The 19,998-nt window shown below is 62.1% G+C and carries 24 protein-coding genes and 2 pseudogenes; 11 read left to right on the top strand and 15 right to left on the bottom strand.

Annotated elements, in window-relative coordinates:
• The first annotated feature begins 294 nt into the window (after positions 1-294).
• The 3 genes from DFP89_RS18280 to DFP89_RS18270 are packed head-to-tail and all read left to right on the top strand — an operon-like array spanning position 295 to position 1,604.
• Positions 295-585: an ArsR/SmtB family transcription factor gene (locus DFP89_RS18280; RefSeq protein ID WP_114350778.1), complete on the top strand. Its 291-nt coding sequence runs from the start codon at positions 295-297 to the stop codon at positions 583-585.
• Positions 586-598: 13 nt separating this feature from the next.
• On the top strand, positions 599-1,009 hold the full coding sequence (locus DFP89_RS18275) for a VOC family protein (protein WP_114350777.1): 411 nt from the start codon (positions 599-601) through the stop codon (positions 1,007-1,009).
• Entirely contained in the window at positions 993-1,604 is a 612-nt protein-coding gene (locus tag DFP89_RS18270; RefSeq protein ID WP_114350776.1) for a hypothetical protein, read from the top strand. Before DFP89_RS18275 ends, DFP89_RS18270 begins: the two co-directional genes overlap by 17 nt.
• 186 nt (positions 1,605-1,790) lie before the next feature.
• On the opposite strand, the gene DFP89_RS18265 is transcribed toward DFP89_RS18270, so the two are convergent.
• The 6 genes from DFP89_RS18265 to DFP89_RS18240 all read right to left on the bottom strand — a co-directional run bounded on the left by DFP89_RS18265 (position 1,791) and on the right by DFP89_RS18240 (position 5,904).
• Complete coding sequence (locus tag DFP89_RS18265) at positions 1,791-2,339, bottom strand: DUF3489 domain-containing protein (protein ID WP_114350775.1); 549 nt, start codon at positions 2,337-2,339, stop codon at positions 1,791-1,793.
• Between the two features lie 97 nt (positions 2,340-2,436).
• Positions 2,437-2,664 (bottom strand): hypothetical protein, encoded by a 228-nt coding sequence (locus tag DFP89_RS18260; protein WP_114350774.1) that lies wholly within the window; start codon positions 2,662-2,664, stop codon positions 2,437-2,439.
• A gap of 14 nt (positions 2,665-2,678) precedes the next feature.
• Positions 2,679-2,867 carry a DUF6900 domain-containing protein gene (locus DFP89_RS18255; protein ID WP_114350781.1) on the bottom strand — a complete coding sequence of 63 codons (189 nt, stop codon included), beginning with the start codon at positions 2,865-2,867 and terminating at the stop codon, positions 2,679-2,681.
• 195 nt (positions 2,868-3,062) lie between these two features.
• Positions 3,063-4,295, bottom strand: a complete 1,233-nt coding sequence (locus DFP89_RS18250; protein WP_114350773.1) for a DUF2254 domain-containing protein — start codon at positions 4,293-4,295, stop codon at positions 3,063-3,065.
• Between the two features lie 86 nt (positions 4,296-4,381).
• Positions 4,382-5,146, bottom strand: coding sequence for a phospholipase D-like domain-containing protein (locus DFP89_RS18245; protein ID WP_181870390.1), 765 nt, complete (start codon positions 5,144-5,146; stop codon positions 4,382-4,384).
• Positions 5,147-5,214: 68 nt separating this feature from the next.
• Positions 5,215-5,904, bottom strand: a complete 690-nt coding sequence (locus tag DFP89_RS18240) for a phospholipase D-like domain-containing protein (protein WP_114350771.1) — start codon at positions 5,902-5,904, stop codon at positions 5,215-5,217.
• Between the two features lie 188 nt (positions 5,905-6,092).
• Between DFP89_RS18240 and DFP89_RS18235 the strand changes: the two genes are divergently transcribed.
• Positions 6,093-6,491: a DUF2177 family protein gene (locus DFP89_RS18235; protein ID WP_114350770.1), complete on the top strand. Its 399-nt coding sequence runs from the start codon at positions 6,093-6,095 to the stop codon at positions 6,489-6,491.
• Positions 6,488-7,150 (top strand): SDR family NAD(P)-dependent oxidoreductase, encoded by a 663-nt coding sequence (locus DFP89_RS18230; protein ID WP_114350769.1) that lies wholly within the window; start codon positions 6,488-6,490, stop codon positions 7,148-7,150. The genes DFP89_RS18235 and DFP89_RS18230 overlap by 4 nt, the downstream gene beginning before the upstream one ends.
• A gap of 18 nt (positions 7,151-7,168) precedes the next feature.
• Here DFP89_RS18230 and DFP89_RS18225 read toward each other — a convergent pair whose 3' ends face one another.
• The 7 genes from DFP89_RS18225 to DFP89_RS18195 all read right to left on the bottom strand — a co-directional run bounded on the left by DFP89_RS18225 (position 7,169) and on the right by DFP89_RS18195 (position 13,550).
• On the bottom strand, positions 7,169-7,888 hold the full coding sequence (locus tag DFP89_RS18225; protein ID WP_245948867.1) for a tryptophan-rich sensory protein: 720 nt from the start codon (positions 7,886-7,888) through the stop codon (positions 7,169-7,171).
• On the bottom strand, positions 7,885-8,613 hold the full coding sequence (locus DFP89_RS18220) for an SDR family NAD(P)-dependent oxidoreductase (protein ID WP_114350768.1): 729 nt from the start codon (positions 8,611-8,613) through the stop codon (positions 7,885-7,887). Before DFP89_RS18220 ends, DFP89_RS18225 begins: the two co-directional genes overlap by 4 nt.
• Positions 8,610-9,854, bottom strand: coding sequence for an MFS transporter (locus DFP89_RS18215; RefSeq protein WP_114350767.1), 1,245 nt, complete (start codon positions 9,852-9,854; stop codon positions 8,610-8,612). Before DFP89_RS18215 ends, DFP89_RS18220 begins: the two co-directional genes overlap by 4 nt.
• Positions 9,847-11,004, bottom strand: a complete 1,158-nt coding sequence (locus DFP89_RS18210; protein ID WP_114350766.1) for an SAM-dependent methyltransferase — start codon at positions 11,002-11,004, stop codon at positions 9,847-9,849. Before DFP89_RS18210 ends, DFP89_RS18215 begins: the two co-directional genes overlap by 8 nt.
• Positions 10,997-11,782: a DUF1365 domain-containing protein gene (locus DFP89_RS18205; RefSeq protein ID WP_114350765.1), complete on the bottom strand. Its 786-nt coding sequence runs from the start codon at positions 11,780-11,782 to the stop codon at positions 10,997-10,999. Before DFP89_RS18205 ends, DFP89_RS18210 begins: the two co-directional genes overlap by 8 nt.
• The gene (locus tag DFP89_RS18200; RefSeq protein ID WP_114350764.1) at positions 11,782-13,059 is read right to left on the bottom strand and encodes an NAD(P)/FAD-dependent oxidoreductase; all 1,278 of its coding nucleotides are present in this window, start codon (positions 13,057-13,059) and stop codon (positions 11,782-11,784) included. The genes DFP89_RS18205 and DFP89_RS18200 overlap by 1 nt, the downstream gene beginning before the upstream one ends.
• Before the next feature lie 77 nt (positions 13,060-13,136).
• On the bottom strand, positions 13,137-13,550 hold the full coding sequence (locus tag DFP89_RS18195; protein WP_281271223.1) for a fasciclin domain-containing protein: 414 nt from the start codon (positions 13,548-13,550) through the stop codon (positions 13,137-13,139).
• Between the two features lie 237 nt (positions 13,551-13,787).
• On the opposite strand from DFP89_RS18195, the gene DFP89_RS18190 reads away from it, so the two are divergent.
• The 6 genes and pseudogenes from DFP89_RS18190 to DFP89_RS20925 form a co-directional block, all read left to right on the top strand.
• A complete protein-coding gene (locus DFP89_RS18190; RefSeq protein WP_114350762.1) occupies positions 13,788-14,333 on the top strand; it encodes a sigma-70 family RNA polymerase sigma factor in 546 nt (181 codons plus the stop codon).
• Positions 14,330-15,022, top strand: a complete 693-nt coding sequence (locus DFP89_RS18185; RefSeq protein WP_114350761.1) for an anti-sigma factor — start codon at positions 14,330-14,332, stop codon at positions 15,020-15,022. The genes DFP89_RS18190 and DFP89_RS18185 overlap by 4 nt, the downstream gene beginning before the upstream one ends.
• Positions 15,023-15,097: 75 nt before the next feature.
• On the top strand, positions 15,098-16,327 hold the full coding sequence (locus DFP89_RS18180) for a putative DNA modification/repair radical SAM protein (protein ID WP_114350779.1): 1,230 nt from the start codon (positions 15,098-15,100) through the stop codon (positions 16,325-16,327).
• Positions 16,327-17,748: a UdgX family uracil-DNA binding protein gene (locus DFP89_RS18175; protein WP_220269877.1), complete on the top strand. Its 1,422-nt coding sequence runs from the start codon at positions 16,327-16,329 to the stop codon at positions 17,746-17,748. The genes DFP89_RS18180 and DFP89_RS18175 overlap by 1 nt, the downstream gene beginning before the upstream one ends.
• Positions 17,749-17,786: 38 nt before the next feature.
• Positions 17,787-18,023, top strand: a complete 237-nt coding sequence (locus DFP89_RS18170; RefSeq protein WP_114350759.1) for a DUF2793 domain-containing protein — start codon at positions 17,787-17,789, stop codon at positions 18,021-18,023.
• 301 nt (positions 18,024-18,324) lie between these two features.
• Positions 18,325-18,399: pseudogene (locus tag DFP89_RS20925) on the top strand (GapR family DNA-binding domain-containing protein); the annotation flags it as partial.
• 38 nt (positions 18,400-18,437) lie between these two features.
• Here the strand turns inward: DFP89_RS20925 and DFP89_RS18160 are convergent.
• Positions 18,438-19,493 carry a glycosyltransferase family 4 protein gene (locus DFP89_RS18160; protein WP_114350758.1) on the bottom strand — a complete coding sequence of 352 codons (1,056 nt, stop codon included), beginning with the start codon at positions 19,491-19,493 and terminating at the stop codon, positions 18,438-18,440.
• Positions 19,490-19,882: pseudogene (locus DFP89_RS18155) on the bottom strand (ABC transporter permease); the annotation flags it as partial. The pseudogene DFP89_RS18155 and the gene DFP89_RS18160, both read right to left, overlap by 4 nt.
• Positions 19,883-19,998 lie beyond the last annotated feature (116 nt).

The raw sequence follows: 19,998 nt of genomic DNA, 5'->3' as shown, positions 1-19,998 counted from the left end.
CCCGCGGCTTCCACCTTGGGAGGTTTTCCAACCCGGGTCGTGGTCGCGCCAATGAGCAGCGTGCCAACGCGACCCGCATCGGAAAACCTTCACCTAAGCGACCAATGCTGCATCCGCGACGAAGGTCGGCTACCCGGCTAAAGAGTTTCAGGGTCCCGCCTGACAGATCGGGTCCCGCGTGCAGCTGGCACTCCTGACGCATTTGACAACCGCTGCCCTCCTGGCTCCGCAGCCGTTTTCGGCGTTGTGACGGATGCGATTGACATGCAGTAATTTTACTGCATAACTTGCAGTATGGATGAAGACCGGATCGACTTCGTCTTTAAGGCGCTGGCGCATCCTGAACGACGGCGGATTTTGGCGTTTCTGCACCGGCAGGGCGAACAGTCCTTGTTTGAGATATGCGCGTTCTCGCATGCGGACGGCGGCCAGCCCCTAGCCCGGCAGACCGTGACGCAGCATCTCGACATGCTGGAGCGGGCGGGCCTGATCGAAATTTCGTGGAAGGGTCGGACAAAGGCTCATTCGGTCAATCTCGGCCCGCTTCGGGAGGCGATCGCCCGCGCGGTCGGAACCTATCTCTAGAAGGGAAACAAGAATGCGCATCTACATCACCAACGTCTTTGTCGATGATCAGTCCAGGGCGCTGGATTTCTATGCCGGCAAGCTGGGGTTCGAGGTGAAGAATGACATTCCGATGGGCCAGCACCGCTGGCTCACCGTTGTATCGAAGGAGAAGCCCGATGGCACAGAACTGCTACTCGAGCCCAGCGAGCATCCTGCCGTCCCGCCCTACAAGGAGGCATTGGTTCGAGACGGAATCCCCGCCGCCTCCTTTCAGGTCGATGATCTGGATAGCGAGTACGAAAAGTTGAAGCGATTGGGTGTCGAATTCATCAGGGAACCGACGGATGCCGGGCCGGTGCGCATGGCCCTGATCGACGATCGCTGCGGCAATCTTGTCCAACTGGTCCAGTATAAGAGGGCTGGTCATGCTCAGGAAGACTGAACTTCCTGACGCGGTTGCACTTGCGATTACGTCGCTGAGGGATGGCGACAAGGACGAAGTCAGCCACGCGCACGGTTTATTGCAGGACGCGGTACTTGGCAGAAGGGGCTGCCTGCGCACCGACAAGCCAAAACCTGTCGACTGGGCGGAAGCCACCTGGTACGAATTTGTCGCGCTGATGGCGCACGACAACAATCATGTCCGCTCGATCGCCGGCCAGACGCTGTCCAACCTTGCGCAATCCGCCCCGCCCGAGACCGCGATGCGCGATCTGGGCAAGGTGGCCGCGGCGACCCGCGATGAGATGTTCGTCACGGCGCGTCACATCCTTCAGTCCCTGTGGAAGTTCGGCCTCGGGACAAAGGAGCTCAGAGGGGCATTGCTGGCCGGTCTTGCTGATCTGTTCCGCGACAGCATCAACGAAAAGAATCCCACCTTGCGCCGTTTTGACATCGTCACTGGCTTGCGCGCCCTCTATGACGAGACCGGCGACGACGGCGTATTGCAGACGGCGCGAGACCTGATTTCCCTTGAAGACGACCCCAAGTACAGAAAGAAGTATTCCGGTGTCTGGAGCGACTTGATCGGCCGGTAATCCGTCTCCGTGTCGCCATGTCTAGGTTCCATGGCGATAGCCGCCATTGTCCGTCTCCTCGATGGCCGCCGCCAATGGCAAATCACGCAAGAATGACGATTGCGGCACCTGCCTCAATGCCGACATTCGACCTTGGGAAATGAAGGTTCGCTCCGTCCAGCTTTGCCGCCATTTGACGGGCTGATCCTATCGGATCGTGGCGCCAACATGCCCGGCGAGCCGATAGACCCTGCCCCTCTCGGCGAGCTTTTCGGAGGTCACCGTCAGCCCCAGTTTCTTCTTCAGCGAGCCGGAAATGGCGCCCCTGATGCTATGGTGCTGCCACGAGGTCGCCTCGGCGATCTCAGCGATGGTCGCGCCTTCCTGCTCTTGCAGCATGGCGATCAGCTGCGCCTGTTTGGTGCCGGGGCGCTGGGCAGCGGCGATGACCTCCGGCTTGGCATCCCGCAGGGCCGCCATGGTCTTGGCCACGACCGGATCGATGCCGATGGCGTCCAGCCCGGCCTCGGTGGCGATCAGCGTGGTGCCATACCCATCGCCGGTTTCACGCCAGAGCGGCTCATTGCGCCGAAGATTGGCCTCGACCTCCTCGATGAAGCCGAGCTTGGTCATCCGCCCAATAGCCATCTTCGCGGCGGCGCCACGCAGCCCCTCGGGCAGCGGCAGGGCGAGATTGCCCGGCCGGGCGCTGGCGCGGGTCAGGATCAGGGTCTGGGTGTCGGTAAGTTTGGTCATCGTTAACTCCGTGTATCGCCGCCCCAGGCTGCGGTCGGCTTCTACGGAGCCGGGCCCCGCGTGGGGCGTGGCTCAGCGGTTGGCACGGGCCAGCCCGTCAGGCCGCGTGCTCACCCTCGCGGAAGGCGAAGTCGCTGATCTGCTTCAGCAGGTGGGCCTGATATTCGAGGCTGCCGAGGTCGCTCCAGTTCAACCGTTCGGGATCTGCGCCGAAATGGTCCTCGCTGAAGGCCTGTAGCCGGGCCAGCATCGCGTCGATTTCGGCTTTTTTCGCGATGAAGGCGGCAAGGGCGGCGTCATTGGTTCGGGCGGGCTTGCGGGCCATGTCGATGCTCCTGTTCATTTCGAGGCGGCGGCGAGGCCAGCGGCATAGGCCTCTTCCAGCGCGTGCCGGATCGCCCAGACGGCGACATCGTGGAAATCCAGCGCGTCGCGGTTGAGGGTCTCCAGCGTCTTCAGCCTGTGGAAATGGCGCTGGGCGATGTCGGTCAGCAGGGTGTCTGTGGCGGGCTGGTTCGGTTTGGTCATGATATGGCCTTCGGTGGTGAGTTGCATCGCATTGGCACCGTCAGAATCGCTCTGATGCACGGCCGTATAAAGTAAATCACGAGCAATTTCATTTCTTTATGATCATGCTGAAGGGTGCCGATGTAGGACATTCGAGAATACCACGAACAACCTTATGACAGGCGGACCTTTAGCCTTGGGGCACTGCGACCTGTGTCACGCGCCGGACAGAACCTGCTGCTCCCAATCCGCTTCAAGCACAGCTTCCGCACGTTTTCGGGCTCGCCTCGCTTCTTCCTGCGCGGCCGCGCGACCACCAAAATCCGCAACGGCGCGCAGGCAATCCTGCAGTGCCTCCTGCACCTCGATCACAGCGGCCCCGTCACGGGCGATGGGAGAGAAGAAGACCGAATAAAGGTTCGCCATGTCCAGCGGCGGCGCATAGACCGAACCGTAGGTTACTTCGGCCTCTGGATCAGGGTCCTCGTGCAGAACTTCCAGCACACGCGTTCCGGCGCGCAAGACTTCGATGGCCGTGCCGGGGTCGTTGATGCCGGGTGACAGCGCCTTGCTGGCAACCTCGCCAAGAACAATCAACCCATAGCCAAGATCCTGATCGAAGCTGCGCGCTTCGCCAAGCGAGAAAGCCTCGCGGAATGTCGCGAGAGCCTCATCCTCCACGGGACCGCTAAGGCGCAGCAATGGCTCTCCGCGGTGGACATATTTGCCGGGCATACGGCGGATTTCGACCTTCATCTTCAGATGGTCGGCAAGAGTTTGCAGTTTCTCGATATCGATATACTGAACATAACCGGACTGGTCAGCCATAACCATCGGTGCATCCTCAGACAGAATATCGGACCGCGGTACGGCGCCAAGCGCAGGATAATCGCGATACAGGCGCGCGGCGGGTTTCGCCGCTGTTTCGATCCGGGCGATGATGTTGCTCATCCTGCCAAAATCGTTCAGGTGGTTGACCCAACGCACCAAAGCCCAGGCGATCAATGCGATATCGCCAAGTGTCGCCACGAACAGCAGCACGCGCGCATTGTCGCTGTAAAGCCCAGCCGACAAGCCGATGATCCCGACAATACTGAACAGGAAGGAGCCGATAAATGTCGAAACCGCCGTCTGCGCGGTGCGATCCTCCTCCAGCAGCCTGGTCGCACGGGGCGTCGCGTTTGAGGTGGCCGAGCCATAGGCCCCGACCAGAATCGACATCGAAAAGGTTGTGACCGCCAGCATAGAGGACGCGATGATATTGAGCAGCGCGTCAACCGAACCTGAGGCGAGATCGATTTTCGGGACATAGGGCAGGATCGGCCCGATAAGTGGCGCGAGCAGCGCCAGCAGCACCCCGGCAAGACTGTAAAGGACAACCCGCACCCACATCTTGCGCAGTTCCACGCGCAGTCGCTGCACCCATCCCCTGTTGAACCTGCCTGTCATCGAGCGTCCGTTCCGTCGTCAGCTTCGCTTCCCGGCCTTGGTCCAGCCAACCGCGCGGGATTGCAACCCATTACCACTCAAGGTGGCTATCGCTTGCCACGACTTCGCGCCCTGCGATTGCGCCGCCGCAGCAGCACGCCGGCAACCACGGCGGCAGAGCCGTACATCACATGCCGTGATGTAATGCCGATGCGGGCTTGCGCGCTTTGACGATAGCGAGGATCGAACAGCCGGGTGTCGGACAGGAACTTGCCCAGCAGGGTTTCCTTGCGTGGCGTAATCGGGCGCAACCCGCGCCTTTCGCTGTCGTTTAGCGCGTCGATAGCCGCGATGATACTGCCTGTCCTGTCGATCGCCTCAGCGACCTGATCTGCCTCGACCCCGAGATGTTCTGCCAAAAGGTCATTGCGGATCGCGATGATACGCCGCCGATCCGTGTCCTTTTCCGCGATCAGCGCCACATCGCTTTCGGTATCGAACCCCATCGAGCGGCGGTCGATATTGCTTGAGCCAATGCGCAGGAACACATCGTCGATGATGCTGGTCTTGGAATGGACATAGATATCCTCACCCGCGTCATTGACCGGCGACAGGATCAGAAAGCGATTGTAAGGATCATTCTGCGCCAGGTCGCGGATCATGCGGCTGCGGGTGACATGCATCGCCTCATCCTCGACTTTCCCCCGCGCCGCGTGTGGATTGATGACGACGATCTCGGGTCCGTCTGGCTCTCGCAGGCGTGCCCGGACGGCATCGGTGATACTGTCGGCGGCGAAATATTGCGGCTCGAGGTAGAGGCAGTCCCGGGCGGCCCTGATGCTGTCGAGGTAAAGCGTCTCGATTTCCGTCACCGTGGGGCGATCGGCTTCGGGAGGCGCTGTGCGGGCAATTGCAACCTCGATATTCTCGAAATCCGGCGCTAGGTCTGATGGCCAGATATCCCCACCCGTGTAAAATCTTCGCCGATCGGCTCGCCTGTCGCGCGTTCCCATCGGTTCCGGCACAACTCGCTGAAGGCAGCCGCGGCATCTCCTGAAATCAGCGTCGTTGTGTCATGCCATGGCTGCGCGATCTCGCCGTTCTTCAAGCGACGCAATGTTTCAAATGATGCATGCTCTCGATTGTCCCAGCGACCTTCGGTGACGTCGATACCGCCACAGAATACCAGCGCGTCATCGACAACAACGATTTTCTGATGATGGCAGGCGCCGATGGGATGGTGGCCGTCAAAGGCCAGATGGAGCTGCTTCGGCGAAAGCAGCTTGATCTGGAATGCCGGAAGGATGCGCCCGGGCGCAATCAGCGCACCCCCGCTCCGTTTCAGCAGATAGATATCCAGTCCCTCGCGTCGCGCCGCAAGTGCATCCAGAAACGGACCGATGGCGTTCGGAAAACCGTCAGGCGCATCGCCGTTGTCATCAGATTGACCGGGCAGCATCTCGATCTCGAAGTCAAAATCCCAACCGACGAGAATGACCATACGCTCTGCTTTCAGCAGCACTTCGCGAAGGATGCGGAAATAGTCCTGCCCATCCACGATGACGGACAGCCGATCGGCCGCCGCAACACGCCAGCAGTTTCGACCCGGTTCGAAGGCAAGGCTTTGCATATCTTTTTGGCCCACAGGCTATTTCTGTCATGCAGTCCGAATAACTCATTCCGGTCGCCCAAAGTTGCCGGCAGTATCGACCCGCGCATTCATGATCGTCTTCAGCCTGCTGATCACCTGGCTTTCCTGCAACTTTGAGAGCGCGTGGCGCGTCATATCTCAGGAAGCCCCAATATGGAGAATGCCCGGTGCAGATTGCCATCCTCTATGCCTCGACCCTGATCATCTTTCTGGTCATCGACATCGTCGGTATCACGCAGATCATCCGGCCGATTTTCGAACGTCACGTCGGTGATCTTCTTGCCGATCCGTTCCGTATGATGCCCGCGGCCGCATTCTATGCGGCATATATTGTCGGCGTTCTGTATTTCGTCTCGGCTCCTGCACTGGCCGAGGGAAGACCGGGCAAAGCGCTGATAGGTGGGGCGCTGATCGGGCTGATGTGCTATGGCACCTATGAGTTCACCAATTACGCGACGCTGCGCGATTGGTCGATGCAGCAGGTCGTGACCGATACGATCTGGGGCGGGTTTCTGACCGGGTTTTCGGCTTGGGCCGGAGTGATGGCCACACGTTGGCTGACATGAAGGCGCTTGTCATCGGCGACAGTGGCGGGATCGGTGCAGCCGTTGCCCACGACTTGCGGCGTCGCGGTGCCGAAGTCACCGGCCTGTCGCGCCGCGACGGGCTGGACCTGACTGATCAAGCCAGCGTGGCGCTGACCGCCGATGCGATGTCTGATCAGCGCTTTGACCTCATCTTCAACGCCACGGGCGCATTGGTGGCCGACGGACAGCAACCGGAAAAGACCATACGCAGCATCGACGCCGAGGTCATGGCCGCACAATTCGCGCTGAACGCGACCGGGGTGGCGCTGTTGCTGCGCTACTTCAGTCCGTTGTTGCGCGAGGATACGCGCGCGGTTTTTGCTTCGCTATCGGCACGAGTCGGATCCATCGGCGATAACAGACTTGGCGGCTGGATCAGCTATCGCGCGGCAAAGGCTGCGCAGAACCAGATCATCCGCACCGCGTCGATAGAGATCGCGCAGAAGCAAAAGCAGCATATCGTCGTCGCCCTGCACCCCGGCACGGTCAAGACAACGCTGACCCGCGACTATGCCGCGCGCCATCCGACAATCTCGCCCCGGCAATCCGCCGAAGCCCTGTTGGCCGTGATCGACCGCCTGACGCCCGAAGACAACGGCAGTTTCTGGGACTGGAAGGGCGAGCGCGTCGAGTGGTAGGTCCGCGCCCCTGCCTCTTCAGCGGCCTCGTGCCCGCCAGCCGCGCGAAAGGTATAGTGCGGCCAGCGCCGCGATCCCCAGAGCGGTCAGCAGCGCGACATGGCGATATTCGGCGCTCCAATTGACGGCGACGATGCCGATCAGCGCCCAGCCGACAGCGATGGAATAGGTGAGCGCGGCAGGGCGGCGCGACTGCACCCACAGCGCGACCGCCAGCACGGCAAGGATCAGCAGGATCGCGGCCGGACCCGCCGACATGATGCCATAGCCGCTGAGAAGAACGGCAATCGCGACGCCCGTCGCTGCGGTCAGCCAACCGGCATAAAGGCCGACTGGACCGACCTGCCAGAACGGCTGCCTGTCGCCCGCGTGCAAAAAGGCGATGATTGCTGCGACGGCCATCACGATGATCATCACCGTCGCAAGAGTGGGCGAGGCATTCGCGGCAGCGATCCAGAACGTGCCAACGAACAGGCTGATCAACAACGGCATGCGCATCGCTTGCCAGTCGGGATTATCAGATGCCTTCCTAAGACCCCAGGCGCTGCCTGCGATCAGCCACAGATAGATCAGCCCCCAGATCGAAAAGGCCCATCCGGCTGGCTGCACCGGCCAGCGCTCCTGCACCACAGGAAACTGGTCCGGTTTAAAGCCGTTGAAGCCGTCGCTGGCCAGCGGCGACAGCGCGAACAGGATCGCGAACAGCAGCGTCAGATGGGGCAGATATCGAGACATCATCTTACAAGCCTTCTGGTCAGGCGCAGCGCCAGCCCGTAAGGCAGCGCGCGCAGAAATTTCAGGGGCAATGTCAGCCGACGCGGGAAATGCAGCTCGAACCCGCCTTTGTCGAGGCCTTTGACTATGGCTGCCGCTGCATCCTCTGGCTGTATCAGCGCGGGCATGTCGAAATCGTTCTTCTGGGTCAGCCGCGTATCGACAAAGCCGGGACTGATAAGGCGGACATCGACCTCGGGGGCCAGTTCGGCGCGCAGGCTTTCCGCCAGATTGATAACGCCCGCTTTGGTCGCGGAATAGATCTGGCCCTGCGGCAGGCCGACATAGCCCGCAACCGATCCGGTCAGCGCAAGCTGCCCACCCTGCCGCAACAGGGGGACGGCGGCGCGGGCAAAGTTGAAGCTGCCGGTAAGGTTGACGGCAACGATCCGGGCCGCAACATCCGCCTCCAGTTCCATCACCTTGCCCGGGTCGTAAAGCGCTGCGAGTGTGATCGCCCGATCCAGCTTGCCGCTCGCGCTGATCTGCCGGGCGGCTTTGGCGAGGCTTTCGCGGTCGGTCACGTCGCATGGCTGCATCTCTGCCCCGCCAAGATCCTGCGCCAGATCGGCCAGCTTGTCTGCCGACCGCGCCGACAGGATCACATCGGCACCCCTCGCCGCCCAAAGACGGGCGAGCGCCGCGCCGATCCCGTCTGACGCACCCATGATCCAGATCCGCTCGCTCATATCGCGCCCTTTCTGTGCAGGAAGATCAAAGCCGTGACAGCGATCCCACGCAGTAGCAGGGGCAAGGCGGCGTAAAGAAGCAGCAGCGCCCGCAGGGCATTGGTGTCATTCGCCTCTGCCGGACGAAAGCCCGACAATTGCAGCAGCGGTAGGGCGACCGCGCCTGCCAGCGCCAGCGCAACCTTTGTCAGAAAACCAAGCACGGCATAGGCGCGGGTCGCGGCGGCTTGCGTCGATGTGGCCTCGATCCGGTCGGACAGGATGGCGGGCGGCAGGACCAGATCAGCACCGAAACAGAAGCCGGTGGCAAGACAGATGGCGAAAAAGGCGGCGACATCGCCCGGCCCCAGCGTCAGTGCATATGCGAAGCCCGCCATCGACAGGATCAGCGCTACCGACCAGACCGGCACCGCGCCGATGCGACCGGCCAGCCAGCCCGCCACGGCCGCGCCGGGCAGTGCCGCGACAAAATAGGTCAGCAAGAAGGTGCCGGCCAATGCCTCGGCCCCCAGCAGATCGCGCACCAGCATCAGGATCAGCGCGGCGGGAAAGGCCGCTGACAAGAGCACCAGCGTCGCCACGGTATAGAACGGCATCAGAGCTTGCCAGTCGGGCCGCGCATCGGGCGGCACGGCGATCTGCAACCTGACCGAGGCCAACCATCCGCGAAAGATCGGCAGAGCGATCAGCAGCGTGACGGCCAGCACGGCGGCCAGAGCCAGCAACGCCGCCTGCCGCCCGATCAGCGGCTGCAAGGCCGAGGGCAGCACCCCCGCAAGGATCAGCCCGGCCAGCCCGAACCCTTCTCGCGCGGCGCTGATCCGCGATTTCTGCCCCGGCTCTCGTCGCCACAGGCCGCCAAGCGTCATCAGATTGACCGAAATCACACTATGCCCAAGGCTGGCCAGAGCCATCGCCAGCGCGAACCAGATCAGCACGGGCAGCGCAGGCGGCACAAACAAAACCGTGACCCCGCAGGCCAGCAGAACCGAACCGGCGACGATCAACCCACCCCTGGTACGCGGCCAATGGTCGCCTGCCCAACCCACCACCGGGTCAACCACCGCATCGAAAAGCCGCAACCAGAACAGCGCCAGCCCAAGCGTGGCCAGCGGAACGCCCCTTTCGGTCGCGAAAAAGTCGGGCGCATGGATGTAAAGCGGCAATCCGCCAAAGGCCAAAGGGAAGGCCAGCAGGCTATAAGCCGCCAGATCGCCGCGGCCCGGCGCAGCTTCAGCCATGAGTCAGCCGGTATTGCATCACATCTGTCCGGCCAACGGCGAAGGACGCAATGCAGGCGGCCAGATAAAAGCGCCAGACGCGGATGAAAGCCTCGTCAAAGCCCATAGACCGGACCTCAGGGCGTTTCGCATCGAACCGATCCAGCCAATGCGCCAGCGTGCGGGCATAGTCGCGACCAAAGCCGAAGCTGTCGTCGATCTGCAGCCCGGCGCGTTCCGCCCCAGCCCGGAACTGCGTGGGTGAAGGCAACATGCCGCCGGGAAAGATGAAACTGCGGATCATGTCGCCGCCCTTGCGATAGCGGTCGAAATAGCGGTCGGCGACGGTGATCGTCTGGATCATTGCACGGCCCTGACGATTCAGCGCCTCGGCCAGCTTGCCAAAATAGACGGGCCAGAACCTCTCGCCCACGGCCTCGAACATCTCGATGGACACAATATGGTCAAAGCGGTCTTTCTCCTCGCGATAGTCCTGAAGCGCGATCTCGGCCCCCTGCCCCAGACGCGCGCGGGCATATGCTGCCTGTTCGCTTGAAAGCGTCAGCCCCTTGAGCGCGAAATCGCCACGCTGCAGTGCGCGTTCGGCAAAGCCGCCCCAGCCGCAGCCTATCTCAAGCAGACGACCCGATCCGCCTGACAGCCCTTCGATGATGCGGTCGTATTTTCGGCGCTGCGCCGCCGCCAGATTGTCACCCTCGGCAAAGATAGCCGAGGAATAGGTCATCGTTTCGTCCAGCCACAGCGCGTAGAAGTCATTGCCCAGATCGTAATGAGCCGAGATATTGCGGCGCGAGCCCGCCCGCGTATTGCGGTTCAGCAGATACAGCAGCCGCATCGCCAAAGCCTGCAGGGGCTTGCCATAGATATAGCGGTCAAGCGCATCCTCGTTCATCAGCCCCAGGGTCAGCAGCGCCGTCAGATCGGGCGTATCGCACCAGCCGTCGCGATAGGCCTCGGTCAGGCCGATATCGCCCTTTGCCGCAAGCGCCGGCACCATGCGCCGGTCCAAGATGGTCAGTGCGGCATCCGGTCCGGGCTGATCGCCTGCGAAAACGCGGGTCGCGCCGTCGGGGGTTGTCAGGCGCAACCGGCCAAAGCGAATACCGTCTAGGCTGCGAAGGAATTCGGACCTGATGCGATCTTCAAACATCCGATCTCTCCGTCGTCGCCTCTGATCGGCGTCTCTCAAGCTGTGATGGTTTGGTGCGATAGCGTATCCCGCGCAAAAACAGCTTTGCTGCCTGCCAGTGGATCAGGCCGGTCACGCGCAGCGGCTGAAATGCATGGCGCAACGCGGCGCGGCGCAGGGCCTTGGCGGTTAGCGCGCGCGCCTTGCCAGTCATAGAGGTCTGAAGCCGCAGTTTGCCATCCTTGCCGAACCAGTCCACCCAGGCCCCGAAGCGGCCCGGCGCGGCATCGAAGCGAAAGGCATAGCGCCCCTCGCGCGGCAAGAATGGTGAGACGTGAAACAGCTTTTCGCCGGACAGCCGATCGCCCGGTTCGATCACGCGATTATTCGCATGACGACAAAGATACAGATGGCTTTCGCCGAAGGTGTTCGTCACCTCGGCCAGCACCGCCCGCAAGCCGAGATCATCCCGCGCCAGCCAGAAGCTGACCGGGTTGAACCCGTGAAGCAAACCGCGCGGCATCGTGACCAAGGCGGTCCGGCAATGTGCCAGATCGACCGGCGCCAACTGCGACTGGATGAAGTCGGTCAGCGGGCTGCCATCGCGAGCACCGTGATCGAGCCGTCGCAACCGCCAGAGCCCCGGTCTGTCAGGTCGCAACGGCAGGCGACCGGCCTCCAGCGAGTCAACCGGCAGCGCCGCGTAAAGCGAGCGATAACGGAACTGCCGCGTCACATCACCCGCCCGCGCGTGCCAGATCGCGGCGTCGATCAACGCGCCATCCCAGAGATCGGCCATTATGCAGCCACCTGCTTTGGCGCCGCCCATGGATCTGGGCCAAGCGGCCATTCGATCCCCATCGACTGCGCCACGCGCAGGGCCGACAGCAACCCGTCCTCGTGAAAACCATAACGAGTCCATGCACCGGCATAGTGAATACCGCCAAGGCCCTGGATTTCTCCGAGGCGGGCTTGGGCGGCGATGGCAGCCGCGTCGAACTGCGGATGGGCAAAGCTGGCCTCGTCATGGACATGCATCGGCTCGATCTCGGGGTTCAGGGTCACGATCAGCGGGCGCGGCGTTTCGAGGTTCTGCAACCGGTTCATCCAATAGGACAGACTGATCGGCTGATCCGTGGTCGGCGTCGTCCCCTGCGTGACATAGTTCCACGACGCCCAGACCGCGCGGCGTCGCGGCATCAGCCGTAGATCGGAATGCAACACCATCCGGTTCGCCTGCGTTCGCAGCGCACCAAGTATCGCGGTCTCATCCTTGTCGGCATCCTGCAGCATCGCCAAAGCCTGCGGCGCATGGGTGGCAAAAACAACCCTGTCGAAGCGCTCCTCCCCGCGCGGGCTGGCGATCAGGATGAAATCGGTCCCTCTCCGAACCGAATAGACCGGGCAGGACAGGCGCACATCGCTCGATACCTGTTCAAGGATCCTGTTGACATAGGTCTGGGATCCACCTTTCATCGTCAGCCATTGCGGTTGACCGCGCACCGACAAAAGCCCGTGATTGTCGAAAAACCGAACAAAGGTGCTTGCCGGGAACTGCATCATTTCGGCGGTTGGCGTCGACCAGATCGCGCCCGAAATCGGCAGAAGGAAACGGTCGCGGAATTCGGTTCCCAGACGCATCTCGTGGATCAGATCACCGATGCTGCCCTCATGTGCGTGTCGCGAGGGAGCGTGGCGGAAAAAACGCAGGATATCGCGGATCAGCCGCCAATGTCCGGCATCCATCAGGCACATCGGCTGCGCGAACATCGCGCGGGTCGAGAACGTGCCGTATTCATAGCCCCCGCCCTCGAAGCTGGCCGAGAAGGACATGTCGCTACGCCCCAGCGGAACGCAAAGCTTTTCCATCAACTGTATGAACAGCGGATAGGTCCGGCGGTTGCAGACGATAAAGCCGGTATCGACATCAACGCCCCCTGCCCGCACTGTGCGGGCGTGCCCGCCCGCGTTCGGCTCTTTCTCAAACAGAGTTGTATCGTGATGCGGGTCAAGCAGCCACGCCGCCCCCAGACCCGAGATGCCGCTGCCAATGATCGCAATGCGCAAACGCTTCAATATCAACCCCGAAACAAGTCAAGTGAAATCCGGGCCCAGCATGGCCGTTGCCCGGATCAGCCTTATCCGCCGCAGGATCACATCGCTGGCAGAAGAACGCCGTCGATAACGTGAACGACGCCGTTGCCGGCCTCCAGATCGGCGGCTGTGACGGTCACGGCGTCGTTGATCTTCACCATGTCGCCGTCAAGCGTCAGGTTCAGACTGCAATTGCCAATTGTCGTCACGGGGTGGCTGCCGCCATCGTCCGCAATCATCTGCGCAACATCGGCGGCCAGAGCCCGCGTCTCAACCACATGGCAGCCGAGGATCTGGACGAGCTTGTCCCGGTTTTCGGGCATCAAGGCCTCCTCAAGTGCGCCATCCGGCAGTGCCGCAAAGGCAGCATCGGTCGGCGCAAAGACAGTGAACGGGCCTTCGCCCATCAGCGCCTCGCCCATTTCGGCAGCTACAACGGCCTGCTCCAGGGTGGTGTGGTCTTCGGATTCCATAACGATATCCGCGACAGTCGCCGGCATATCCTGCGCAACGGTGGCCGTGGCCACCATAGCAAACGCGATAGTCACAGCAAAATTCAAGACATTCATTCCATCCTCCTGTGTCTGGTTACGAAGGGACGAAACGGCAGCGGGCTTTGTTGCGCCGCTCACGCTTTCGTGAAAATCGACTCCCGCTTGCAGTGATCTTGCTCCCGTTGCATCCTCACCCTGACGAAACCGGACCTGCTGATGACCTCGGAAACGGAAAAGCTTGCTGATCTCCTCGGACGGGTCGCGTTGCGGGACCGGGCGGCGTTCCAGCAGCTTTACCGCCGCGCCTCGCCGCAACTTTTCGGGATCGGCCTGCGTATCCTGAAGGATCGGGCAGAGGCGGAAGATGTCTTGCAGGAGGTGTTCGTAAAAATCTGGCACAACGCCGATCGATATGCCCCGCAGGTGGCAAGTCCGCTGGCATGGATGAATGCCATGATGCGCAACCTTGCCATCGACACCTTGCGGCGGCGAAAGCCGGGCGGCGGTGATCTTGATGTGGCAGAGCTTCTGGCCGATGACAGTCCCGGCCCCGAGGATCAAGCCTTGATGCGGTCAGAAGGACGGCGGATCGAGGCCTGTCTGACCGAGCTTGAACCTGCCCGCGCCGAGGCCGTGCGCCTCGCCTATGTTGAAGGCGAAAGCTATCTGGAACTTGCCGAACGCTTCGGTGCGCCCCTGAACACCGTCAGAAGCTGGCTTCGGCGCAGCCTGATCAAGCTGAGGGAGTGTCTGACCAGATGACCGATGACGCCCCGGAACCTGATCCCCGCGACATCGCCACGGCTGGCGAATACGTTCTCGGCACATTGCCACTTGCGGAGCGTGAGGCGTTTCAGCGCCGCCTTCTGAATGAGCCGGCTTTGGTGGCCGAGGTCGCACGGTGGGAGACGCATTTCGACCCGATCGCGGATGAGGTCCGACCGGTCAGCCCGCCCGCCAAGGTCTGGAACAATTTGGAAAGGCGCTTATTCCCGGAACGCACAGCGCCTGCAGGCTCTGTCAGGTTCTGGCAATGGCTTTCTCTTGGTTCTGTCTGTGCTTCCATTGCGCTGCTTGCCCTTCTGTGGCTTGGGCAGCCAGGTCCTGAAACCGAACGGAACCTCTGGGTTTCGGATATGGTATCAGCCGACAGCACCGTTCGACTGACCGCGCTTTATGATGAAACCGATGGCGAGATGCGGATCTCCGTCGCGGGTCAACCACCTGCACAAGGCCGCGATTTCGAGCTTTGGCTGATTCAGGGCGATCGTGCACCCATCTCGCTGGGCGTCATGCCACATCAGGGGCAGGCCGCGATGCCGATCCCGGAAGATCTGAGAATACTTGTCGCGAACGCAACGCTGGCGATCACCGACGAACCAGCCGGCGGCGCGCCGGGCGGCGTCGCGACCGGGCCGATAGTTGCGCAGGCCGAGATGCGCAGGATCTAGCGCCTTTCAGCTGCCCTGCTCGGCCATAAGAATAAATCAACTTGTGCACCGCGCCGTTTGTTCTATTTTTGTTCCATGCGCAGAACCCTTCAGGATAAGCTGGCAATCCTTGCCGATGCGGCAAAATACGATGCCTCATGCGCGTCCAGCGGCACCACACGCCGGGACGCACTCAGTGGTGGTATCGGCAGCGCCGGTGGGACGGGCATCTGTCACGCCTATACGCCGGATGGACGCTGCATCAGCCTGCTGAAAATCCTGATGACGAATTTCTGCGTCTACGATTGCGCCTATTGCATCAACCGCGTCTCCAGCAGGGTCGAACGCGCGCGCTTCTCGCCGGAAGAGGTCGTCACGCTGACGCTGGAATTCTATCGACGCAACTATATCGAGGGACTTTTTCTCAGCTCTGGCATCATCCGCAGCCCGGACGATACCATGGCCGACATGGTGCGCATCGCCCGGATGCTGCGGCAGGATCACGGCTTCAAGGGCTATATCCACCTGAAAACGATTCCCGAAGCCAGCAAGGAGCTGATCGATGAAGCCGGACTATATGCCGACCGCCTGTCGATCAATATCGAACTGCCAAAGGACAGCAGCACCCGCCAGCTTGCACCGCAAAAGAAGCCGGAAACGATCCGCGCCGCGATGGCAGGCGTCCGCCTGTCTCAAGAGGCCAGCCGTGACCGCAGCCATGGAGGCAAACGCCCCGCAAAATTCGCGCCTGCGGGTCAGTCGACGCAAATGATCGTCGGCGCGGATTCGAGTCCCGACCGGGACATTCTGGCAACCGCGTCAAGGCTTTATACGGGCTATCGTCTGCGGCGCGTCTATTATTCCGCCTTCAGCCCGATCCCCGACAGTTCCGCTGCGCTACCACTGATCCGGCCGCCCTTGATGCGTGAACATCGGCTGTATCAGGCCGATTGGCTGATGCGGTTCTATGGGTTCGAGGCGGATGAAATCACAGCAGGCGGCAAAGATGGCAACCTTGATCTGGCGATTGATCCGAAACTGGCATGGGCGCTTGCGCATCGCGCCAGCTTTCCCGTCGATGTGAATCGCGCCGGGCGCGTGATGCTGCTGCGCGTTCCCGGCTTTGGCACGCGGACCGTCGACCGGATCATCGCCGCGCGCCGGTCCGGCGCGGTGCGCTATGCCGATCTGTTGCGGATCGGTGCGGTGATGAAGAAAGCACGGCCCTTCGTCGCCCTCCCCGACTGGTCGCCGGGTGGTTTGACGGACAACGATAATTTGCGGGCGCGATTTGCCGCTGCGCCTCGGCAATTGTCGCTTTTCTGATGTATCGCGTCCATCTGCCCGGTCGGTCGACGAACGCGGCTTGGCGCGACGCCGCGCGGCGATTGGCAAGCCACCGTATCCTCGCCGAAAAAGTAGAGTGGACACGAGAACTGGCCGGGACCGGGCTTTTCGGTTTCGATCCGCTACCGGCAAATGACGGCGCTTACGAGGTGACGGCAAGCAAGGCGTTAATTGATCTGACAGGCGCGGTCCTGTGCCATTCCGATCCGCAGGCCCCGGCACTTGCTTACCGACTGCTGCTGCGTCATCAGTACGACCGCCGCGCCTTGTCCAACCCCGGCGATCCACTTACGCAACGGCTACGGCGGATGGAAAAATCAGTCCGCCGCGACATTCACAAGATGCACGCCTTTGTTCGCTTTCGCGAATTGCCGACCGAAGGATTGCGTCGCAGCTTCGCCGCCTGGTTCGAGCCGCAGCATTTCATCACCGAACGTGCCGCACGCTTCTTCGCGGTACGTTTTGCAGATATGGACTGGCTGATCGCAACGCCGGAGATGACCGTCACCCTCCGCGATGGCGTGCTTGGTTTCGGACCCGCCCCGCAGCAGCGCCCCGATCTTCCTGACGACGCCAGCGAGGCGCTGTGGGCGACTTACTTCCGCAATATCTTCAATCCGGCGCGGGTCAAGATTTCTGCGATGAAATCGGAAATGCCGGTCAAATACTGGAAGAACCTGCCTGAAACGCGCCTGATCCCACAGATGCTGGCCGAAGCCGATGCCCGCGTCGCCGCCATGCGCGCCGCCATGCCGACGGATCCGCCACAGCGCGCAACGCGCATTCTGGACAAGCTGCCCGCCATGCCGGTAGCCAATATGCCCGAAACGCTGGATCAGGCGCGAGATGCGGCAATGTACTGCACCCGCTGCGATCTATGTCAGGCCGCGACGCAAACGGTCTGGGGCGAAGGCGATTTAAATGCCGCGCTGATGATTGTCGGCGAACAACCGGGCGATCAGGAAGACCTGCAGGGTCGTCCTTTTGTCGGACCCGCAGGCACGCTGCTGCGCGAGTTAATGGAAGAGGCAGAGATTAGCGCTGTTTGGCTTACGAATGCAGTCAAGCATTTCAAGTTCAAGCCGCGCGGAAAGCTTCGTCTGCACCAGAATCCCAATCGCGGCGAGGTTCAGCATTGTCGATGGTGGCTTGATCTTGAGCGTCGGTTTGTCGCCCCACGCCTGACGCTCGCACTTGGCGCAACAGCCGCGTATGCCCTGACTGGCAACCCCGGCCCACTTCAAAATCGTCGCGGCCAGTCAGAGCAGGCAATGGACGGCGGTCCTGTTCTGATCAGCTGGCATCCAAGCTATATTCTCAGACTATCCGGCAAAGAGGCGCAGTCAGCCAGATCAATGCTGCTGCAAGATCTGCGTCATGCGGCGCGAATCACGATTTGAAAAGCAGGCTTATGTGGTGCCGCAGCACCGGAAGGCCTATGGAACTACTCCCGTACCTGATGGCGGCGCTGGCGCAGAAACGTGCCGCCCATAACAAGGCCCTGCGCCTGCTCGACGGGCTGGTCCAGCTTTCAGTCAAGAGCCGCAGCCAGACCGCAGCACCTGCAAGCCCCAACGATCGCGACCGCTATATCCTAGCCTCCGGGGTATCCGGTGGCTGGCCCGGCTGGGCCGGCTGGCATCAGAATCTGGCCTTCCAGACCGATGGCGCCTAGCTGCGCCTGATGCCTCGTGACGGCTGGCGGGCATGGGTCGAAGATGAGGCAATTCTGCCGGTCCGGAATGGCGCGGACTAGCAGCCGGTCATCCCGACCGCTCTCGACGATCTCTCCCGGCTCGACATCTGCATGGCGGCAAGTTTCGGCTCTACCTTCTCGCCCAAGGGAGATGGGCGGAAGGCGGTCTTGCGATGACGCAGCATGGCATACGCAGCAATTGGCGGCTTTGCGATCAGCAATTTCGGCTAAGCGCGCTTTTCGCCCATTCATCCGCGGCGCAGCTTTCCGGCTGCTGGTGCTCAAGAAGCGGAACAAGGACGACATCGCCGAGGAAGAGGCGATTCTGGAGATGTACAAGGAAGCATTGGGAATGTGGCCCTGGAATAAGCGGCGCCATTGCCCTGGGTCCGATCAGTCAAAGCATGGACCGTCCAGCATCGTCCCGGCAGCCTGGGCCGTGTTGGCCCAGCCCGGCAATGCGGTGGCCAGCGCGGCTGACGCGCTGGCAAGACGGGCCCGCTTTTCCGGGTGTTCGAGCAGATCGCGCAGCGCGGCGGCGAAACTGGTGGTGTCATCGGGCGGCACCAACAGCCGTGCTTCGGCGGGCACGGTTTCGGGCACTGCGCCAGTCGCGCAGCTGACGATGGGCAGGCCATGGCTCAGCGCCTCGTCGAAGACGATGCCATAGCCTTCGTATCGCGTAGCCAGCGCAAAGACAGAGGCCTGCGCGAACAGCCGTTGCTGAACATCTGCCGATACTTTGCCCGGCAACCGCAATCTGTTGCCAAGCCCGCTGGCTTTTGCCATGGCGTGAAGTTCGCTTGCGTGGTCGTGGTCCCATGCACTGCCGACGATTACCGCCTGCCAGTCCAGATCGGCGATCCGAGTCAGGCTGTCGATCAGGATGTCGTGGCCCTTGCGCGGATGCAGGATGCCGACCGAAAGAATCAGCGGCGGCGTGACAGGTACGGGGGGCAGCGTCGGCTGGTCTATGCCGGGGCGGGCGATGCTGATCTGGCTCGCCTCGACGCCATAGTCTCGGATCAGGATATCGCGGGTATGCGGGCTGGGAACAAGCACATGGCGGCTCAGCTGCAGATTGTCCCTCTCGGTCCGGAACAGGTGGTCGCGGCGCACGGGATCAAGGCCTGTCTCCAGTGCCAGCGGGTGATGCACCATCGCCAGCACCGGCGCGCGCAGACTGGCCAGTGCGGCGGTATCAATCGCACCGAAGACAAGCCCGTCAAGGATTAGGACGCGATTCTGCGGCACCGCCTGCAACTGCCGGATCGCCGTCGCCATTTCGGCGGGGCTGGGGTCGGGAAACGCGGCGGGCAGTTCAAGATGACGGACATCGCGGCCCTGATCGCGCAATCCTTCCAGCAGGCGGCGTTCGTAAATATAGCCGCCCGTCAGCGCAGTGATATCGCCGGGAATGGCAAAGGTGGCTGGGCGCAGCAGGGTCATGTCACCGCCTGTTCGGCCGCGAAAACGCGCAGCACGCGCCGCTCCAGCATGGCCACGGCGGCATGGCAAAGCACCGAAAGCAGCGCGACCGCGACAACCGAGGCCCACAGCATGTCGTAATCCGACAGCGAGGCCGACAGCGCCATCAGGCTGCCGATGCCGCGCCCGGTCGCCAGCCACTCGATCACCGTCACGGCGAGGACTGCGGCGGGAACACTCATCCGGGCGGCGGCAAAGAAGGCGGGCAACATGGCCGGGATACGGACATGGATCAGCCGGCTGATCGGGCCGGCGGCATAGCTGTCAAAGACATCCATGATCTGTCCTGGCGCTTGCCGCAGCCCGTGAAGGCAGGCAACGAAACTGGGGAAGAAGACCATGATCGCGACAAGGGTCGTCGTGCCAAGCGCTCAGCACGGCGCAGCGGTCCAGCGCCTCGGGGGTATAGCAGGCAAGGCCCGGGCCAAGGCCACGGGTGTCGACCGCACCGCTGCCGCTGCCGTAA

It is taken from the genome of Paracoccus lutimaris, assembly GCF_003337565.1.
Taxonomy (GTDB): domain Bacteria; phylum Pseudomonadota; class Alphaproteobacteria; order Rhodobacterales; family Rhodobacteraceae; genus Paracoccus; species Paracoccus lutimaris.
Note: the sequence above shows the minus strand (reverse complement) of the source record. Positions and strands in the feature narration are given on the sequence as shown.

Bases quoted from the DNA above. Each gene is read 5' to 3' on its own strand.
- DFP89_RS18280 (WP_114350778.1), top strand. From the start codon at position 295: ATGGATGAAGACCGGATCGACTTCGTCTTTAAGGCGCTGGCGCATCCT.
- DFP89_RS18275 (WP_114350777.1), top strand. From the start codon at position 599: ATGCGCATCTACATCACCAACGTCTTTGTCGATGATCAGTCCAGGGCG.
- DFP89_RS18270 (WP_114350776.1), top strand. From the start codon at position 993: ATGCTCAGGAAGACTGAACTTCCTGACGCGGTTGCACTTGCGATTACG.
- DFP89_RS18265 (WP_114350775.1), bottom strand. From the start codon at position 2,339: ATGACCAAACTTACCGACACCCAGACCCTGATCCTGACCCGCGCCAGC.
- DFP89_RS18260 (WP_114350774.1), bottom strand. From the start codon at position 2,664: ATGGCCCGCAAGCCCGCCCGAACCAATGACGCCGCCCTTGCCGCCTTC.
- DFP89_RS18255 (WP_114350781.1), bottom strand. From the start codon at position 2,867: ATGACCAAACCGAACCAGCCCGCCACAGACACCCTGCTGACCGACATC.
- DFP89_RS18250 (WP_114350773.1), bottom strand. From the start codon at position 4,295: ATGACAGGCAGGTTCAACAGGGGATGGGTGCAGCGACTGCGCGTGGAA.
- DFP89_RS18240 (WP_114350771.1), bottom strand. From the start codon at position 5,904: ATGCAAAGCCTTGCCTTCGAACCGGGTCGAAACTGCTGGCGTGTTGCG.
- DFP89_RS18230 (WP_114350769.1), top strand. From the start codon at position 6,488: ATGAAGGCGCTTGTCATCGGCGACAGTGGCGGGATCGGTGCAGCCGTT.
- DFP89_RS18225 (WP_245948867.1), bottom strand. From the start codon at position 7,888: ATGATGTCTCGATATCTGCCCCATCTGACGCTGCTGTTCGCGATCCTG.
- DFP89_RS18220 (WP_114350768.1), bottom strand. From the start codon at position 8,613: ATGAGCGAGCGGATCTGGATCATGGGTGCGTCAGACGGGATCGGCGCG.
- DFP89_RS18215 (WP_114350767.1), bottom strand. From the start codon at position 9,854: ATGGCTGAAGCTGCGCCGGGCCGCGGCGATCTGGCGGCTTATAGCCTG.
- DFP89_RS18210 (WP_114350766.1), bottom strand. From the start codon at position 11,004: ATGTTTGAAGATCGCATCAGGTCCGAATTCCTTCGCAGCCTAGACGGT.
- DFP89_RS18205 (WP_114350765.1), bottom strand. From the start codon at position 11,782: ATGGCCGATCTCTGGGATGGCGCGTTGATCGACGCCGCGATCTGGCAC.
- DFP89_RS18195 (WP_281271223.1), bottom strand. From the start codon at position 13,550: ATGGAATCCGAAGACCACACCACCCTGGAGCAGGCCGTTGTAGCTGCC.
- DFP89_RS18190 (WP_114350762.1), top strand. From the start codon at position 13,788: ATGACCTCGGAAACGGAAAAGCTTGCTGATCTCCTCGGACGGGTCGCG.
- DFP89_RS18185 (WP_114350761.1), top strand. From the start codon at position 14,330: ATGACCGATGACGCCCCGGAACCTGATCCCCGCGACATCGCCACGGCT.
- DFP89_RS18180 (WP_114350779.1), top strand. From the start codon at position 15,098: ATGCGCAGAACCCTTCAGGATAAGCTGGCAATCCTTGCCGATGCGGCA.
- DFP89_RS18175 (WP_220269877.1), top strand. From the start codon at position 16,327: ATGTATCGCGTCCATCTGCCCGGTCGGTCGACGAACGCGGCTTGGCGC.
- DFP89_RS18170 (WP_114350759.1), top strand. From the start codon at position 17,787: ATGGAACTACTCCCGTACCTGATGGCGGCGCTGGCGCAGAAACGTGCC.
- DFP89_RS18160 (WP_114350758.1), bottom strand. From the start codon at position 19,493: ATGACCCTGCTGCGCCCAGCCACCTTTGCCATTCCCGGCGATATCACT.